Origin of the sequence: Billgrantia pellis (assembly GCF_008297955.1) — a bacterium.
Taxonomy (GTDB): Bacteria; Pseudomonadota; Gammaproteobacteria; order Pseudomonadales; family Halomonadaceae; genus Halomonas; species Halomonas pellis.
In genome coordinates this window covers 253,614-268,057 of record NZ_VTPY01000007.1, presented here as the reverse complement: position 1 = coordinate 268,057, position 14,444 = coordinate 253,614, and the positions used below count along the sequence as shown (strand labels likewise).

General features: G+C 65.9%; 18 protein-coding genes. 7 read left to right on the top strand and 11 right to left on the bottom strand.

What is annotated here, in order from left to right:
* Positions 1 to 42 precede the first annotated feature (42 nt).
* Positions 43 to 396 carry a hypothetical protein gene (locus tag F0A17_RS18480; RefSeq protein WP_228716955.1) on the top strand — a complete coding sequence of 118 codons (354 nt, stop codon included), beginning with the start codon at positions 43 to 45 and terminating at the stop codon, positions 394 to 396.
* Positions 397 to 499: 103 nt separating this feature from the next.
* The gene (locus tag F0A17_RS18475) at positions 500 to 1,084 is read left to right on the top strand and encodes a COG4315 family predicted lipoprotein (protein WP_149329827.1); all 585 of its coding nucleotides are present in this window, start codon (positions 500 to 502) and stop codon (positions 1,082 to 1,084) included.
* Between the two features lie 305 nt (positions 1,085 to 1,389).
* On the opposite strand, the gene F0A17_RS18470 is transcribed toward F0A17_RS18475, so the two are convergent.
* Positions 1,390 to 1,809, bottom strand: coding sequence for a hypothetical protein (locus tag F0A17_RS18470; RefSeq protein WP_149329826.1), 420 nt, complete (start codon positions 1,807 to 1,809; stop codon positions 1,390 to 1,392).
* 470 nt (positions 1,810 to 2,279) lie between these two features.
* Between F0A17_RS18470 and F0A17_RS18465 the strand changes: the two genes are divergently transcribed.
* The 3 genes from F0A17_RS18465 (at position 2,280) to F0A17_RS18455 (ending at position 3,849) form a co-directional block, all read left to right on the top strand.
* Entirely contained in the window at positions 2,280 to 2,978 is a 699-nt protein-coding gene (locus F0A17_RS18465) for an HAD family hydrolase (RefSeq protein WP_149329825.1), read from the top strand.
* Positions 2,979 to 3,065: 87 nt separating this feature from the next.
* Positions 3,066 to 3,440, top strand: a complete 375-nt coding sequence (locus F0A17_RS18460) for a translation initiation factor Sui1 (protein WP_149329824.1) — start codon at positions 3,066 to 3,068, stop codon at positions 3,438 to 3,440.
* Between the two features lie 13 nt (positions 3,441 to 3,453).
* Positions 3,454 to 3,849 carry a YbaY family lipoprotein gene (locus F0A17_RS18455; RefSeq protein WP_149329823.1) on the top strand — a complete coding sequence of 132 codons (396 nt, stop codon included), beginning with the start codon at positions 3,454 to 3,456 and terminating at the stop codon, positions 3,847 to 3,849.
* Here the strand turns inward: F0A17_RS18455 and F0A17_RS18450 are convergent.
* On the bottom strand, positions 3,821 to 4,690 hold the full coding sequence (locus F0A17_RS18450) for an NAD-dependent protein deacetylase (protein ID WP_149329822.1): 870 nt from the start codon (positions 4,688 to 4,690) through the stop codon (positions 3,821 to 3,823). The two genes, F0A17_RS18455 and F0A17_RS18450, sit on opposite strands and share 29 nt — an antisense overlap.
* Positions 4,691 to 4,802: 112 nt before the next feature.
* Here F0A17_RS18450 and F0A17_RS18445 point away from each other — a divergent pair, with 112 nt between their 5' ends.
* Positions 4,803 to 5,717, top strand: a complete 915-nt coding sequence (locus F0A17_RS18445) for a nuclease-related domain-containing protein (RefSeq protein WP_149329821.1) — start codon at positions 4,803 to 4,805, stop codon at positions 5,715 to 5,717.
* A 7-nt stretch (positions 5,718 to 5,724) separates the two neighbouring features.
* Here F0A17_RS18445 and F0A17_RS18440 read toward each other — a convergent pair whose 3' ends face one another.
* The gene (locus F0A17_RS18440; RefSeq protein ID WP_149329820.1) at positions 5,725 to 6,498 is read right to left on the bottom strand and encodes a ribonuclease T2 family protein; all 774 of its coding nucleotides are present in this window, start codon (positions 6,496 to 6,498) and stop codon (positions 5,725 to 5,727) included.
* A gap of 3 nt (positions 6,499 to 6,501) precedes the next feature.
* Positions 6,502 to 7,839: a deoxyguanosinetriphosphate triphosphohydrolase gene (locus F0A17_RS18435; RefSeq protein WP_149329819.1), complete on the bottom strand. Its 1,338-nt coding sequence runs from the start codon at positions 7,837 to 7,839 to the stop codon at positions 6,502 to 6,504.
* Positions 7,840 to 8,007: 168 nt separating this feature from the next.
* Here F0A17_RS18435 and F0A17_RS18430 point away from each other — a divergent pair, with 168 nt between their 5' ends.
* A complete protein-coding gene (locus F0A17_RS18430; RefSeq protein WP_149329818.1) occupies positions 8,008 to 8,187 on the top strand; it encodes a hypothetical protein in 180 nt (59 codons plus the stop codon).
* A 119-nt stretch (positions 8,188 to 8,306) separates the two neighbouring features.
* On the opposite strand, the gene F0A17_RS18425 is transcribed toward F0A17_RS18430, so the two are convergent.
* The 7 genes from F0A17_RS18425 to phnL form a co-directional block, all read right to left on the bottom strand.
* Positions 8,307 to 8,897: a hypothetical protein gene (locus F0A17_RS18425; RefSeq protein WP_149329817.1), complete on the bottom strand. Its 591-nt coding sequence runs from the start codon at positions 8,895 to 8,897 to the stop codon at positions 8,307 to 8,309.
* A gap of 41 nt (positions 8,898 to 8,938) precedes the next feature.
* Positions 8,939 to 10,108, bottom strand: coding sequence for a zinc-dependent alcohol dehydrogenase (locus tag F0A17_RS18420; RefSeq protein WP_149329816.1), 1,170 nt, complete (start codon positions 10,106 to 10,108; stop codon positions 8,939 to 8,941).
* Positions 10,109 to 10,226: 118 nt separating this feature from the next.
* Positions 10,227 to 11,183 carry a glutaminase B gene (gene glsB / locus F0A17_RS18415; RefSeq protein WP_422671089.1) on the bottom strand — a complete coding sequence of 319 codons (957 nt, stop codon included), beginning with the start codon at positions 11,181 to 11,183 and terminating at the stop codon, positions 10,227 to 10,229.
* 35 nt (positions 11,184 to 11,218) lie between these two features.
* Positions 11,219 to 11,998: a phosphonate metabolism protein PhnP gene (gene phnP, locus F0A17_RS18410; RefSeq protein WP_149329815.1), complete on the bottom strand. Its 780-nt coding sequence runs from the start codon at positions 11,996 to 11,998 to the stop codon at positions 11,219 to 11,221.
* Positions 11,995 to 12,558, bottom strand: coding sequence for a phosphonate metabolism protein/1,5-bisphosphokinase (PRPP-forming) PhnN (phnN, locus tag F0A17_RS18405; protein WP_149329814.1), 564 nt, complete (start codon positions 12,556 to 12,558; stop codon positions 11,995 to 11,997). Before phnN ends, phnP begins: the two co-directional genes overlap by 4 nt.
* Positions 12,558 to 13,700 (bottom strand): alpha-D-ribose 1-methylphosphonate 5-triphosphate diphosphatase, encoded by a 1,143-nt coding sequence (locus tag F0A17_RS18400; protein ID WP_149329813.1) that lies wholly within the window; start codon positions 13,698 to 13,700, stop codon positions 12,558 to 12,560. Before F0A17_RS18400 ends, phnN begins: the two co-directional genes overlap by 1 nt.
* Entirely contained in the window at positions 13,693 to 14,439 is a 747-nt protein-coding gene (gene phnL, locus F0A17_RS18395; RefSeq protein WP_149329812.1) for a phosphonate C-P lyase system protein PhnL, read from the bottom strand. The genes F0A17_RS18400 and phnL overlap by 8 nt, the downstream gene beginning before the upstream one ends.
* Between the last annotated feature and the right edge of the window lie 5 nt (positions 14,440 to 14,444).

Here is a 14,444-nt window from a genome sequence, read left to right as displayed (position 1 = left end):
TTAAGGTGAGCTGCGACGCCCCACACGGACAAGGAGGTCAAGATGCCAACCCGTAACTCGTTCCCCCTGATACCCGTCACGCCTGCGGCGATGATGGATGTTTGGAAGCTCGGCGTGATGATGACCGAACTCTGGACATCTTCCTTTTCAACCATTGCCATGCGCCACAACCTGTGGCAGACCCAATCCCCTGCCAGTGCCAGAATGATCAAGGAAAACCAGCGCATGGTGAGCGAGAAGATAGAAGCCGGTATGGAAACCGGTCTCGTGCTGCAGAAAGCCATGCTCGGCATGATGTTCGGCCAGACCACCCCCTGGTGGGTGACGAGCCGCCGCTCGATGCAGCCTTATCATCGCCGCAGCAGTGCCAACTCGCGCCGCCTTTCCCGGAAATGATCGGCGAGGCGAGGGCATGACGACGCTCGTCCTCGTCCTTGCCACAATTCGTTCATGCCTCCTAGAGTGAAATAGACAGGCTTCACTCAGGAGGGCTGATACGATGTCGAGCACGCGACTCTTGCGTCTGGCGAGTGCCATGGTAGTACTCGCCGGATCGTCTCTGGCCATGGCCGCACCGGATACCGCGGAAACCGATGGCGACGATCCCATGCAGGTGGAAGGCATGAGTCCCGCAGAGAACGAGGACCAGTTGGATGCCACGTCGGACCCGGTCGATCGGGCCAAGGTAACGGTCAGCGAGAAAGCCCCCTACGGTCGCTACCTCACCAATCAGGACGGCAAGAGTCTTTATCTTTTCGACCGGGACGAACAGGGTGGCGACTACAGCACGTGCAAGGAAAGTTGCGCCATCGCCTGGCCGCCTTATACCACCGAGGCCCCCCCCGTTGCCGGCGACGGGGTCGACGACGACCGGCTCGGCGCCATCGAGCGCGACGACGGTACGCGGCAAGTCACCTACGATGGCTGGCCGCTCTATTTCTTTGCCCGCGACGTCTACCCCGGCGACGCCCTCGGCCAAGATGTCGAGCACATGGGCGGCCATTGGTACCTGCTTTCACCGAACGGCGACCTCATCGAGACCGAGGCGCGCGAAGCGGCCGAGCCAGCGGAACCGGGCGAATAACGTACGGAAAGCGAGAAAAAGGGTCCGGCAGCATCCTGCCGGACAAGCAGCTATGTCATCGCTTTCTGTTCTCGGCCCCTGACAAGACAAAATCCGCCCCGGCATGACCGGGGCGGATCCGAGGCGGCTGTTGAAAGCCTTCAGGTGACACGCCGCATCCCTGCGGCTATGGCCCATCCTTGAGCCTTGGTCTGTTCTGTTCCGATCTCATCGCCTTCCTTGGCAATTTGTGTCTCCGTGCCGCTGCGAAGATCGAAACAGACGGCATCCTCCTTGTTGCCAAGCCCTTCCGTGGGCGTCAGACCTTACCAATCCTGGTCGTCATCCTGATCCTCTTCCCATTCTTCCTCTTCGTTCTCTTCTTCCCACTCGTCAGTCTCGAACTCGTCATTGGTTTCGAACCCGGTGTCACCTTCCGCACCGGCACCTACATCGGCACCTGCCCCGGTACCGCCCCCGACACTAGAATCGGTACCCGCGCCAACGCCAGCGCCGCCTTCGGCGCTACCGCCCATTCCGGCATCGCCACCAGCGGAATCGGTACCAACACCCATGTCGCTATCGGCACCGGCACCGGCACCAGATTCAGCTCCCGGCACCGTTTCCTGTGGCATGGCACCCTCGTCCTCTTCTTCATGGAAGTCGGCAAGTGCCAGCGGGCTGGCGGTCAGGCCAAGCGTGATACCGACAATGCCGATTTTCTTGAGAAATTCCTTGGACATCATGTTCGCACCTCCAATGGAGTTGAACGCGAGTTTGCAGTGTTGAAGCCTTGGCTTCATGTCATGCCGGCTGGCATTTCCGCCGGCATATCGTACTCATCCTGTACCTGCAGCTGTTGGGCCAGCTTGGCCAGATAGAATAAAAACCCTTTTTTATCAAAAAGTTGAAAAAACGATAACGTGTACCTTACGGAGCGAGAAAGGCGCTCGCGCGATGACCATTTCTGACACATGAGTCTCATCTAGGCAGGCATGCCCTGCCCAGCGAGCTCCCTTTTGGGCAATAAGCGCCCTGCTTGTCCTCGCTGGACTTGAAGCGACGGCGGTATGGCGCAATACTTAGGAAACAGCGTTCACTAACCTGTCAGCGCGGCGAGATGGGAATGGGCCTGCCTCAGCCTCAATTTTTTCCGGCGCTTGCCGATACCATGGGTATGGTGCTCGACAGTCCCTGACTGCGAAGGATATTGGTGATGATCCGCCCCCTCTGCCTGTTGTTCGATTGCGACGGCACGCTGGTCGACAGCGAGCCCCTGCTGGCGGCCGAAATGGCCGTCAGCCTGACCCGGCTGGGGCTACCCTTCCAGGCCAGCGACTACATGGGCGAGTTTCGCGGCAGCCGCTTTCGCAACATTGTGGCCGCCCTCGAGGATCGCTATGGCAGCGTCGACCCGCTGCACCTAGCCGAAACCGAGACCGAGATGCGCAGCAATCTCAATCGACGCCTGGCAACCGAACTGACGGCCATTACCGGCGCGCGCGAGGCGCTCAACGCCCTGGCCGATTTCCCCTGTGGCGTGGTCTCGAACGGACCGGAGAACAAGATCCGCACTTCCCTCGAGGCGATCGGTCTCGCCGACGTCTTCGGCCGCCATCTCTACAGCGGTTACACCGCCAACTGCTGGAAGCCCGACCCTCGCCTCTATCTTCATGCCGCCCAAGGCATGGGATTCGATCCCGAGGACTGCATCGCCGTGGACGATGCCTTGGTCGGGGTACGGGCCGCACTGGATGCCGGCATGACGGTGGTCCATCTCAACCGCTTCCCTGATGCCGAGGAAACCCCCGAAGGCGCCATCATGATCAGCAGCATGTACCAGTTGCCCACCGTCATCGAGAACCTCGTTCACGCCCGGGCCATGGACTACCGCCAGGTGGCGCTCGGGCGTTGAGCACACGGTCCGAAAGCCGCCCGCGACATGCAGAACCCGCGCCGTGGCGTTATCATCACGCCATATCGACAGCGCAAGGAGCCCCACATGGCCTCTCTGCAGGATCAGTTGCGCGGCCTGGTCTACTCTACCGAGCACGGTGATATCTGCCCCGACTGCCGCTCTCCCCTCGCCGAGTGCCGCTGCGCCGCACTGGCCGAACAAGAGCGCATCGCAGCGCTCGACGGCATTGTGCGAATTCGTCGGGAAACCAGCGGACGCAAGGGCAAGGGCGTAACGACGGTGAGCGGCGTGCCGCTCCCCGACGCGGAACTCAAGGCACTGGCCAAGACACTCAAGCAGCGCTGCGGCACCGGCGGATCGCTGCGTAACGGCATCCTCGAGATCCAGGGCGACCATCGCGAGACGCTCAAGGCCGAACTGGAGCGCCACGGCTATCGCGTCAAGCTGGCCGGCGGCTGAACAGGAGACGACCATGTTCGCCACAATCACACCTCGCCGCCTTCGCCATGCCTCCATCGCGCTGGGCCTGGTGCTGGCAGGATGTGCCGGCTCGCCCGACTTCGCCGAGATTCCCATCCGAGTGGAGTCGCCCGCCCAGTTTCGGCTCGTCGAAGGCGCCGAGTTGAGGGTTCGCCTGAGCGATGCCGACGGCCCCTTGGCCGAGACCCAAGTCGAGCCGAGCGACAGTGGCCCCTGGCCGGTCGTCCTGCGCTACGACCGGCGCGCGCTCGAGGCAGCTCGCACACTGCGCCTGAGTGCGACGCTGCGCCAGCAGGGGCGGCTGACCCACGCCACGGCCGAGTCCGTCGAGCTGGAAACGCCACGACCGGACGCGCCGATCAGCTTGTTACTCGTTCCCCTCCGCTGACCGCATCGGCCAGGGCCGTCAGCGTATCCCCGACCGGGGCCTCCAGCTTCAGCGCGTAGAGCGGATCGGCGCGGGTGCGCCCGAGATTGAGACAGGCGACGGGCTTGCCCGCCTCGACCGCCTGGCGCACGAAGCGGTAGCCGGAATAGACCATCAGCGACGATCCCACCACCAGCAGTGCCTCGGCGGCGTCGACCAGCGCCCTGGCGCGCGCCACCCGCTCGCGCGGCACGCTATCGCCGAAGAACACCACGTCGGGCTTCCAGATACCCCTACCGCAGCGCCCACAGCCGGGCACGTCGAAATCGGAGAAATCCGTTTCCAGATCGGCATCCCCATCCGGGCGCACACTGGCCTTCATCTCCCGCCAGCGCGGATTACGCTCGGCCAGTTCGGTATGCAGGTCATGGCGCATTCGAAGCGCACCGCATCCCATGCAGCGCACCTGTTCGGCGCGACCATGCAGATCGATCACCCGGCGTGAACCGGCTTTCTGATGCAGGCCATCGACATTCTGCGTGATGAGCCCCTGCACGATACCCGAGGCTTCCAACCGGGCCAGGGCCCGATGAGCGGCGCCGGGACGCGCTCCATGCAGCGTGCGGAATCCCACCAGCGCCCTCGCCCAGTAGCGCTGCCGGGCGGCATGGCTGGTCATGAACTGTTGATGCTGCATGGGCGGGGCGCTTTTCCACGCCCCGCTGGCGTCGCGATAATCGGGAATGCCGCTCTCGGTGCTGACGCCGGCACCGGTCAGTACCGTCAGGCGCGAGTGACATGCCACGAACCCTTGCAAACGCCCGATATCGGCTGCTGTGTCCCGCTGTCGAGTCAGATCCATCGTCCCTCCACGGAATCGGCGCCGAACGGCCTGCATTGAACATGGCCCCGGACACCTCGGGTTGTCTAGAATGTAGTGCTTATATGATGCTCACAGGCAAGGACGAACGCCGATGGCCTGGCTGGAATACCTCTTACCTCTCATCTTCCTGTTCCCGCTTGGGGCCATGGCCGTCATCGTCGTTGCCCTGCGCAACTTGCATGACGCCCGGGTAAGCTCCCCGTTCAACGCCCGCCAGCTGCGCGAACCCGGCCAGGCGCTGCGCGACCGGCTCGATCGCGCCTTCGCCACACTGTTCCTCAACGGTGCCCTGGGACCCATTGTGACATTGGCCCCGCTGGTCTACGGCATGGGGCGCATGCTCTTCGCCAGCCAGCAGAACTGGCTCGAGTGGGCGCTCTACGGGGCGCTGAGCACCGTCTTGGTGTTGATCTACTGCTTCCTGCTGATACGCGACTTTCAGCATATTCGCCGCATCAAGCTGGGGTTGGCCTGCGAACTGGCCGTCGGCCAGGAGCTCGAGCGGCTGGTGCATCCCGAAGCCCACCCCTATTTCGTGTTCCATGACGTACCGTCCAATACCGGCATCATCGATCACGTCGCCGTGACACCTCATGGCGTCTTCGTGGTCGAGACCCGCGCCCGAACACGGCCGTTTGCCGCGGACGGACGCGAGATCAACCGGGTCACCGTCGAGCCGGAACGCTTGCGCTTCCCCGGCTGGAGCGAACGACGCCCCCTGCTCGAGACGCTACGAGCCGCGCGCTGGCTGGCCGGCTGGCTGGAGCAGCGCTGCGGCAGGCCGGTACCGGTGGAAGCCGTACTCGCCCTGCCGGGCTGGGACATTGCCTGCGACGGCGTGCCGGAGGGCCTGCTGGTCGTCAGCGGCGAGTCGCTCTCCCAACAGCTCAGCGAGCGCAAGATCGGCCAACTCGATGACACGCTGCATGACGAGGTCATCGCCGCCCTCATCGAACGTACCGCCGAGCTGGAGAGATATGAGGCCTTGAACCCGCCCTCGATCTGACGGGATTTCAGTCTAGCGTGGCGATGTGCACGCGGTTGGCGCAGCGCCCCCGCCCCTGGCGCACCAAGCTGTCGCCGGCAGGAAAGTCGGCCAGCCGCTGGGCATCGATGCCGATGCGTATTTCAGTCAGGGTCCGGTTGCCGCGGCCGCGACACTCCAGGCGCAGGGCGCGGCCCGTATCCTCGCCAAAGGCCGCTTCGAAGGCAGCCAGCAGGTCGTTACGGTTCACCTCTCCCCCCTGGTGAAGTTCCACGAAAGCACCGAAGGCGCTGTCGTTGACGGCCTCGAGCAGCGCCACGGCCGCGGCGAAGTAAGCCGCCTCGGGAAGCTCGAAGCAGGCGGCATGCTTGGCATATTGGTAACGGTCGAGGCAGCTCGCCCGCCCCGGCATGGCATCATCCAGTTTCTGCTCCAACGCCTCGTCGATCCCCAAGGGGGGATGCGCACGGCAGAAACCGCCATCCGCGCGAGGCCGCTCGAGAAAGCACCCTTCTTGCCACCAGCGCTGCCTGTCGATCCCCCGCTCGGCCAGCCGCTCGGGCAGCGAGGGCCACAGGCCATGCAGCACGAAGCCGCGCTGCGTGCCTTCCCGCCGTGCGGCTTCCCGACATTCCCGTGGCGGGTCGCGATGGGTATCGCAAAAGCCCGGATGCCAGGTCAACGCCAAGGTATAGTGATCGAAGCTCTCCGCATGTAGCCGCTCCAATGCCGCATCGGCCAGGACCGCCGTCGACAGCAGCATGACCAGGCTGGCGGCAACGCTCCTCCATGCGCGTCCCATCGCTCAGTCGCCCCGCAGGCGCCCGCCCATTTCCTGGGCCAGGTCCACTGCATAGTGATCGGTCATGCCACCGATGAAGTCGAGCATGCGTCGGTAACTGTCGTAGAGGGTCCAGGAAGGGCGCGGCGTGTTCTCGCCGATGAGCGCCAGCACCCGCTGATGCTTGAAACTCGACTGGCCCGTATAGTGGAGTTCGTGGGCAGCGCCGATAAAGGCTTCGAGCAGGATGCCAAGGGTGGTATAGGCGCCGATCTCCAACTTGGCCTTGCGCTCGTTCTGGAAAATACGTTCGCGAGCCAGCTGCTTGGCCGCCGCCACGCCCCAGCCCAGGTCGGGGTGGCAAAGCTCCAGCAGATCGGACGTCAGGGCTCCGTTGAGCAGCGCCATCTCGTGCTCGACGAACACGGCTCCCACATCGTTCACCGCCCGCTCCATGGCGGCACCGCGCAAGGCGGCGATGCGTCGCCGCTGCGATACGCCATCGCGCGCCATGTTCGGGTAGTCCGGCGGAGGGTCGCCGGCGATCTGCAGCAGCACGTCGGCCACCTCGTCGAAGCGCAGGATGCCCATTTCCAGGCCGTCTTCGAGATCGAGCAGCGCATAGCAGATGTCGTCGGCGGCCTCGACCAGCCAGGCCAGCGGATGACGGCACCAGCGCCCCTCTCCCCGCGGCAGCAATCCCAGGCACTGGGCGACGTCGGCGAGCATCGCCTTCTCCGATTGGTAGCAGCCGAACTTGCCGGCGCTGCCGCCGTACTCCACCGTCCAAGGGTATTTCAACAGCGTGCCCAGCGTCGCCGCGGTCAGACGCATGCCGCCGCGAAACTGGTTGTACTCGATCTGGGTCACCACGCGGAACCCCTGAGCGTTGCCCTCGTAGGTCAGCAGGTCGGCCCGCTCGTTGTCGGAGAGCCCCTCGAGCAGCCCGCTGCCGTCGCGTTCGGCGCGCTTGAACCAGTCGCGGATGGCATACTCGCCGGCATGGCCAAAAGGCGGGTTGCCGATGTCGTGGCCCAGGCAGGCGGCCTGCACGATCACTCCCAGGTCGGCGGGAGTGATCCAGCTCGGCAACCGCTCGCGCAACAGTTCCCCGACGATCATGCCCAGGCTGCGGCCCACGCAGCCCACCTCCAGCGAATGGGTCAGGCGGGTGTGGATATGATCGTTGTCGGTCAGCGGGTGCACCTGGGTCTTGCGGCCCAAACGGCGAAACGAGCCGGAGAAGACGATACGATCGTGGTCCTTGTGGAACGGACTGCGGCCGATCTCGTCACGGCCGCTGGTGCGCTGACCGTGCAGCCGCGAGGGGTCGAGCAAGTGCTGCCAATGCATCTGCGTCATGGACGTCCTCCTTGAGCGCCCATTCTGGCACCGCGCAGGTTGGCTGGCCATCCGCACGGTCATTTCGTACCGGCGCTTCGCTTGTCGCACTGCGCGGGCTTGCCTAACTTGTCAGGGCAAGCCCCAACCCCGCCATTGGCGGGATCACCCACCGGCAAGGAGGCGGATATGGCAGACAAGCCCGATACGACCCGGCCGGAGCAGCCGGGCGACGTGGCCCCACCCGGCACCCCGGGAACCGGGCAGAACGTGTGCCCCAAATGCAAGGGCGATGGCCGGGTCGAAAACCGCACCTGCCCCGAGTGCGGAGGTTCCGGCTATGTGATCGAAGGCATCGGCGGCGGTTGACCCATCGCAGATGCGCTCATCGAGGTGAACGCAGATGTCGAGTTGAACGCAGGAGGGCCGAACCCAAGGTTCGGCCCTCCTGCGTTACCCCAGCGGCCAGGTTGAAGGCCGCGTCGCGCTCAGTAGTCGTAGTCGCTGCCGCGAACGCCGCCCGTGCTGGTGGGACGCGAACCGGAAGCCGGCGTCCTCAAGCCCGGCGAGCGGGCTGGCGATGGCAGCGCGGCAGGGTGCGCTCCGCCGCTTCGGGCCGCCGCGCCACGGGCCTGGGCAACGCCTTGGGGAAAGCCGCTGCGACCGCTGTAGTCGGGGGTGCGTCCGCCCTGGTAGGCGTGCCGCTCGCTCTGCGCTCGCGCACAGTAAAGGGTGGCTGCGGCCGAGGCGGCGACCATGCCCATGGCCAGCTTGACACTGCCGCGCTTGGGATGGTCGCGATCGGCGAGCAGAAAGCTCAGCGCCGCCAAGTCGAGGACATCGCCGGCCGCCTTCGCCCAGAGCGCCGGCTTGGGATCTTCGGTCAGCGCGCCGATGCCGGTCACGACGCCGCGAAACCCGCAGGTGCGCACCAGTGCCTCCGACCCTTCGACGCCCAACGAACGAGTCACGCTGCGTGGTGCCAATAGGCTGTAAAGCCCTATGCCAATGCCCAATAAACCGATTCCACGGGCCAATCTGTCGGTGCCTTGCAGGGAACGACTCCTATCGAGATTCATGCTCACCTCCTTGTCCATTCTAGCTGGGATGCGGTCGACGCTCAGGGCTTGAGCACCACCTTCACGCAGCCGTCCTGCTTGTTGCGGAACGTGTTGTACATGTCCGGGCCTTGTTCCAACCCGGCGGTATGCGTTACCACGAAGGAAGGGTCGATCTGATCCTCGTCGATCAGGCGCAGCAGGTCGTCGGTCCAGCGCTTGACGTGGGTCTGGCCGGTGCGCACCGTCAGCCCCTTGTTCATCAGCGGCCCCATGGGCACCTTGTCGATCAGGCCGCCGTAAACCCCCGGAATCGACAGGATGCCGGCCGGGCGACAAACGTAGATCATCTCGCGCAGCACGTGGGCCCGATCGCTCTCCAGCATCATGGCCTGCTTGACCCGGTCGTAGACCGAATCGATCGAACGCGGCACGTGAGACTCCAAGCCCACCGCATCGATGCACTTCTCCGGCCCCTTGCCGTGAGTCAGCGCCTGCAGCCGGCCGAGCACGCTCTCCTCGTCGAAGTTGATCGTGATCGCCCCGCCGGCCTCGGCCATGGCCAAACGCTCGGGTACATTGTCGATTACCACGACCTGCTCGGCGCCGAGCAGCACGGCGCTGCGCACGCAGAACTGGCCGACCGGCCCCGCCCCCCAGATCGCCACGGTATCGGTGGGCTCGATCTCGCAGGCCACGGCGGCCTGCCAGCCGGTGGGGAAGATGTCGCCGAGGAACAGCACCTGCTCGTCGGTCAGGCTGTCCGGCACCTTGATGTGCGTCTGGTCGGCAAAGGGTACGCGGACGTACTCCGCCTGGCCGCCGGCATAGCCGCCGGTGAGATGGGAGTAGCCGAACAGCCCCGCCCCGCCGTGGCCGAAGACCTTGTCGGCCAACGCCTTGTTGCGGTTGGAGCGCTCGCACACGGAGTAATTGCCGCGCCGGCACTGGTCGCATTCGCCGCAGGTGATGGTGAAGGGCACCACGACCCGGTCGCCGACCTTGAGATCGCGCGTGTCGTGACCCACCTCCATGACTTCGCCCATGAACTCGTGACCCACCACGTCGCCGGACTCCATGCCGGGAATGAAATGATGGTACAAATGCAGGTCGGAACCGCAGATGGCGCAGCTGCTCACGTTGACGATGGCGTCACGCGAGTGCTCGATCTGAGGGTCGGGAACCGTTTCATAGCGGATATCGTTCTTACCGTGCCAACACAGCGCTTTCATGGACTCTCTCCCTGGTGTCCGAACGAAGGCTCTCCCACCACCATAGTTCAGCCGCCTGGGGCCGCAGGTAAGGGAATTGAGCAGCTGGGTAACGGACCTTATCCAAGAGCGCTTCGAGCTAGCCCAACGGCGTGACGTTCAGCCCCTCGACCAAGCCTTCCAGCGCATGGCGGCCGGCGATGGAGTTACCGTAGCTGTCGAGCCGCGGCGACCAGACGCAGATGCTCATGCGACGCGGCAGGATGGCGACAATACCGCCCCCCACCCCGCTCTTGCCCGGCAGGCCGACCCGCCAGGCGAAGTCGCCCGCCGCGTCGTAGAGTCCGCAGGTCAGCAGCAGCGCGTTCATCTGACGGGTCTGAACCGGGGAGAGCACCGCCTGGCCGTCGAACGGATTGACCCCGTGATTGGCCAGGAAGGCGAAGCTCCGGGCCAGCTCGACGCAGTTCATCGCCAGCGAACAGCTGTGGAAGTAGGCGTCGAGCACCACCTCGACGTCGTTGCGAATGTTGCCGTAGGCCTGCATCAGGTAAGCAAGCGCGGCGTTATGCGCCTTGTGCTCCATCTCCGAGCGCGCCACGGTCTCGTCGAAGTCGACGCTAGGCGTGATACTCAGCCGGCGGACATGCTCGCGGATCGTCTGCTGCGGCATGAACAGCTGCGAGACCAACATGTCGGTGACCATCAATGCACCGGCATTGATGAACGGGTTGCGCGGCACGCCGTTCTCCACTTCAAGCTGGACGATCGAATTGAAGGCCTGTCCCGACGGCTCGCGCCCCACGCGACGCCAGATCTCCTCGGGTGACAGCTCGCGCATGGCCAGCACCAGCGCATGGGTCTTGGAGATCGATTGGATCGAGAAGCGTGTCATGGCATCGCCGGCGCACTGCACGCTACCGTCGGCATGGCACACGGCGATACCGAACCGGTCGGGTTCGACCTCGGCGAGAGCGGGAATGTAGCTGGCCACCTTGCCTTCGCCGAAGCAACGCGGCGCATCCGCCGCCAGACGATCGAGCAGGGCCTGCAGCGCCTCGCGGGAGATCGGCTGGGGAATATCGATATCGAGCACGGGATCTCTCGGCAGTGAAGGGCGTGCCGATCAGTCTAGGCAATGCATTGGCACGACGCGCCCAGCTCGTGCTCGGCACCGTCCCGTGCCAGCGCCACGTGCGGCGGCAGCGCCAGCGGCACGTCCATGGCCTCGGCATCAACCGCATGGCTCAGGTGGGTCAGCCACGCCTGCCGCGGGCTTAGCCGCTCGAGGATCTCCAGCGCCATCGGGACCGTATTATGATTGCGAGGCGAGGCGTGGCTGGCGGGGTGAGTGGCATCGAGCACCACCGCATCGGGCCGCCACTCGCGCAGAAACCGCTCGGTCCCGGGCGGCAATCCGCAGGTATCGGTCAGGTAGGCCAGTCGCGAGCCGCCGTCGTCGAGACAGTAACCCAGGGTCGGCTTGCTGTGGTTGAGCGGGACCGGGATCACCTCCATACCCTCGAGGCGCAGCGGGCGGAACGGCTTGAGCCCCGGCTGGAAGGCAAGCACGCCGGCGTGCTGGTGCAGATCGGCGCAGCCCTGAGGATCCTTGGGACCATGGACGGGAATCGGCTCGCCGGTGCCCCAGCGCAGGTGAAACAGGCCCTGCACATGGTCGACATGGTAATGCGTGAGCAGGATCGCCGCGGGGCGCCTGCGTTCGCAGCTCTCGGCGAGGTCCATGCGCCCCGCGTCGAGCAGGTAACGCTGCCCGTCCACCCACACCTCGGCACAGCAGGGACCACGCCGATGACTGCTGAGGACCCGCGCTCGCTGGCAGGCCGCGCAGCCACAGCCGAAGCGCGGCACCTGGGCGCTGTCACCGGTACCCACGAAGCGCAGCCTCACGAAACGCACTCCTCGGCCAGCCAGGCCTCCAGCGCCGCCAGCGTGGTCTCGAGCGCTCCGCTGTTGTCCAGGCGGCGCACGCCGGGGCAGGCTCGCTCGAGCTGGCGATGCCGCTCGAGCCGGGCCGCGATCTGCTCGCGGTTCTCGCGCCCCCGCCGCTGGAGACGCTCGCACAGCACCTCCGGCCGTGCCGTCACCAGCACCGGCAGGAGATGACGTGGGAAGCGCGTCTCAGCCAGCGGCAGGGCGCGGCGGCTACCGTTGACCAGCACCGTGGCACCGTGCTCGAGCCAGGCACGCACCTCGAGACCCAGCCCGTAGTCGAGCCCATGCGCCCGCCAGTCGAGGCAGAACAGTCCCGCCTGACGACGCCAGGCGAACTCCTCGGGGCTCAGACTGACGCTGTCCTCGCTCGCGCTGCTCGGCCGGGTGATGTAGCGATGTGCCACCAGCCATTCGGGATGTCGTCGGCGCGCGGCGTCGAGCAGACTGTCCTTGCCCACGCCACTGGGCCCCATCACGTAGACGAGCCGTCCCCCCGCCTCGGCCAGGGCGCCCATCAGTGCACCTGCCGCCCGGCGGACCATACCCGCTCGACCAGCGGATGGTCGTCGCACAGCCGCACCCGGACCAGGTCGGCGCGCAGCCCGGGGGCGAGGCGGCCGCGGTCGGCGAGCCCCACCGCCTCGGCGGGCAGCCGCGTGGCCGTGGCCACGGCCCGCGACAGCGCGTAGCCGTTCTCCATCCGCGCGATGCGAAACACGGCGTCGAGCAGCGCCGCCGGGTAATAGTCCGAGGAGAGCACGTCCAGTACGCCCTGCGCGACCAGCTCGGCGGCGGCGATGTTGCCGGAGTGCGAGCCGCCGCGCACCACGTTGGGCGCGCCCATCATCACCGCCATGCCGGCCCGGTGCGAGGCCTCGGCGGCCTCCCGCGTGGTGGGAAACTCGGCCACTCGCGTACCGTATTCATGGCTCTCGGCGACATGCTCGAGGGTGGCGTCGTCGTGGCTGGCCAACGCCAGTCCGCGCGCGTGACACTCCGCGGCAATGGCGCGCCGATGCTCGGCGCTGTAGCGGGCACTGCTCGCAACCTGCTGCTCGACGAACGCCGAGAGTTCCTCGTCGCTCAGGCCGTACTTGCCCTGGTAGTAGGTGCTGTAGGCCTCGAACGAAACGAACTGACGCTGCCCGGGGGTATGGTCCATCAGCGACACCAGGCCCAGTCGCGGCAGATCGGCGAGCTCGCGGAAGCGCGCGAGCGTCTCGGCCTGGCTGACCTCGCAGCGCAGGTGCAGGCGATGATCGACCCGCGCCAGCCCGCTATCGACGATATCGTCGATCGCCCGGCACATCTCGTTCAGGGCCTGGTGGCGCATGCTCTCCTTATTGACGTCGCCGATGGCCACGGCGTCGAACACCGTGGTGATGCCGCTCGCCGCCATCTGGGCATCGTGAGCCAGCGCCGCCTGTCGCGCCGGCCAGGCCACTTTGGGGCGCGGCTGGAAGTACTTCTCCATGTTGTCGGTGTGCAGCTCGACCAGCCCGGGCAACAGATAATCGCCATCGCAGTCGACCGCTGCGGGATGGCGGCTCGGCGCGGTATCCAGTTCGGCGATCCGGCCATCGCGGATCGCCAGGCTACCGCGTACCACCTCGTCATCGAGCACTAGCTGGGCGTTGCTGAGAATCTGTTCACGCATGGGGAAGACCTCGGGAAGTCGACGGTTGAGCGGCAGGGGCGAGGGACGGCGCCATGAACGATTCCAGCGGCAGCAGGCGGTCGGCCACCCGCTCGCGCACGTCCTCGTCGTGAAAGATGCCGAGCATGGCGGCACCTCGCGCCTTGGCCTCATGGATCAGCTCGACCACCACCGTGCGATTGGCGGCATCCAGCGAGGCAGTGGGCTCGTCGAGCAGCAGCAGCGGATGCTCGCCGATGAAGCCGCGAGCGATATTGACGCGTTGCTGTTCGCCGCCCGAGAAGGTACCGGGCGGAAGCGACCAGAGCCGCTCGGGCAGGTTGAGCCGCGCCAGCAGCGTCTCGGCCCGCGCACGAGCCTCGGCGGTATCGGCGCCGCGCGCCAGCAGAGGCTCCATCACCACTTCCCGCGCCGAGACCCGCGGCACCACGCGCAGAAACTGGCTGACGTAACCGATCACGTCGCGGCGCAGAGCGTGCCAGGCGTGGGCCGGCAATTCGGTGAGGGAGAGCGGCCCGTCGCCGAAGTGCAGGCGAATACGCCCGTCACCGGCCAGGTAGTTGCCGTAGAGCATCTTGAGCAGCGTGCTCTTGCCGATGCCGCTGGGGCCGGCCAGCACCAGGCACTCGCCCCGGTGGAGTTCGAGGGAGAGGTCGCGCATCACCGAGAGCGCGAGCCCGCCCTGGCCGTGCAGCACGAAGCCCTTGCCGAGGTGCTCGACGGTGAGAATCGGGGTCATGGTCG

What these genes read in the sequence shown, in the direction of transcription:
- phnN (WP_149329814.1), bottom strand. Translation starts at nt 12,558, where the DNA reads ATGGGCGCCCTGGCCGAGGCGGGGGGACGGCTCGTCTACGTGATGGGG.
- F0A17_RS18445 (WP_149329821.1), top strand. Translation starts at nt 4,803, where the DNA reads ATGGCCTGGCTGGAATACCTCTTACCTCTCATCTTCCTGTTCCCGCTT.
- F0A17_RS18430 (WP_149329818.1), top strand. Translation starts at nt 8,008, where the DNA reads ATGGCAGACAAGCCCGATACGACCCGGCCGGAGCAGCCGGGCGACGTG.
- F0A17_RS18475 (WP_149329827.1), top strand. Translation starts at nt 500, where the DNA reads ATGTCGAGCACGCGACTCTTGCGTCTGGCGAGTGCCATGGTAGTACTC.
- F0A17_RS18455 (WP_149329823.1), top strand. Translation starts at nt 3,454, where the DNA reads ATGTTCGCCACAATCACACCTCGCCGCCTTCGCCATGCCTCCATCGCG.
- F0A17_RS18470 (WP_149329826.1), bottom strand. Translation starts at nt 1,809, where the DNA reads ATGATGTCCAAGGAATTTCTCAAGAAAATCGGCATTGTCGGTATCACG.
- F0A17_RS18425 (WP_149329817.1), bottom strand. Translation starts at nt 8,897, where the DNA reads ATGAATCTCGATAGGAGTCGTTCCCTGCAAGGCACCGACAGATTGGCC.
- phnL (WP_149329812.1), bottom strand. Translation starts at nt 14,439, where the DNA reads ATGACCCCGATTCTCACCGTCGAGCACCTCGGCAAGGGCTTCGTGCTG.
- F0A17_RS18400 (WP_149329813.1), bottom strand. Translation starts at nt 13,700, where the DNA reads ATGCGTGAACAGATTCTCAGCAACGCCCAGCTAGTGCTCGATGACGAG.
- F0A17_RS18435 (WP_149329819.1), bottom strand. Translation starts at nt 7,839, where the DNA reads ATGACGCAGATGCATTGGCAGCACTTGCTCGACCCCTCGCGGCTGCAC.
- F0A17_RS18460 (WP_149329824.1), top strand. Translation starts at nt 3,066, where the DNA reads ATGGCCTCTCTGCAGGATCAGTTGCGCGGCCTGGTCTACTCTACCGAG.
- F0A17_RS18465 (WP_149329825.1), top strand. Translation starts at nt 2,280, where the DNA reads ATGATCCGCCCCCTCTGCCTGTTGTTCGATTGCGACGGCACGCTGGTC.
- F0A17_RS18450 (WP_149329822.1), bottom strand. Translation starts at nt 4,690, where the DNA reads ATGGATCTGACTCGACAGCGGGACACAGCAGCCGATATCGGGCGTTTG.
- F0A17_RS18420 (WP_149329816.1), bottom strand. Translation starts at nt 10,108, where the DNA reads ATGAAAGCGCTGTGTTGGCACGGTAAGAACGATATCCGCTATGAAACG.
- F0A17_RS18480 (WP_228716955.1), top strand. Translation starts at nt 43, where the DNA reads ATGCCAACCCGTAACTCGTTCCCCCTGATACCCGTCACGCCTGCGGCG.
- F0A17_RS18440 (WP_149329820.1), bottom strand. Translation starts at nt 6,498, where the DNA reads ATGGGACGCGCATGGAGGAGCGTTGCCGCCAGCCTGGTCATGCTGCTG.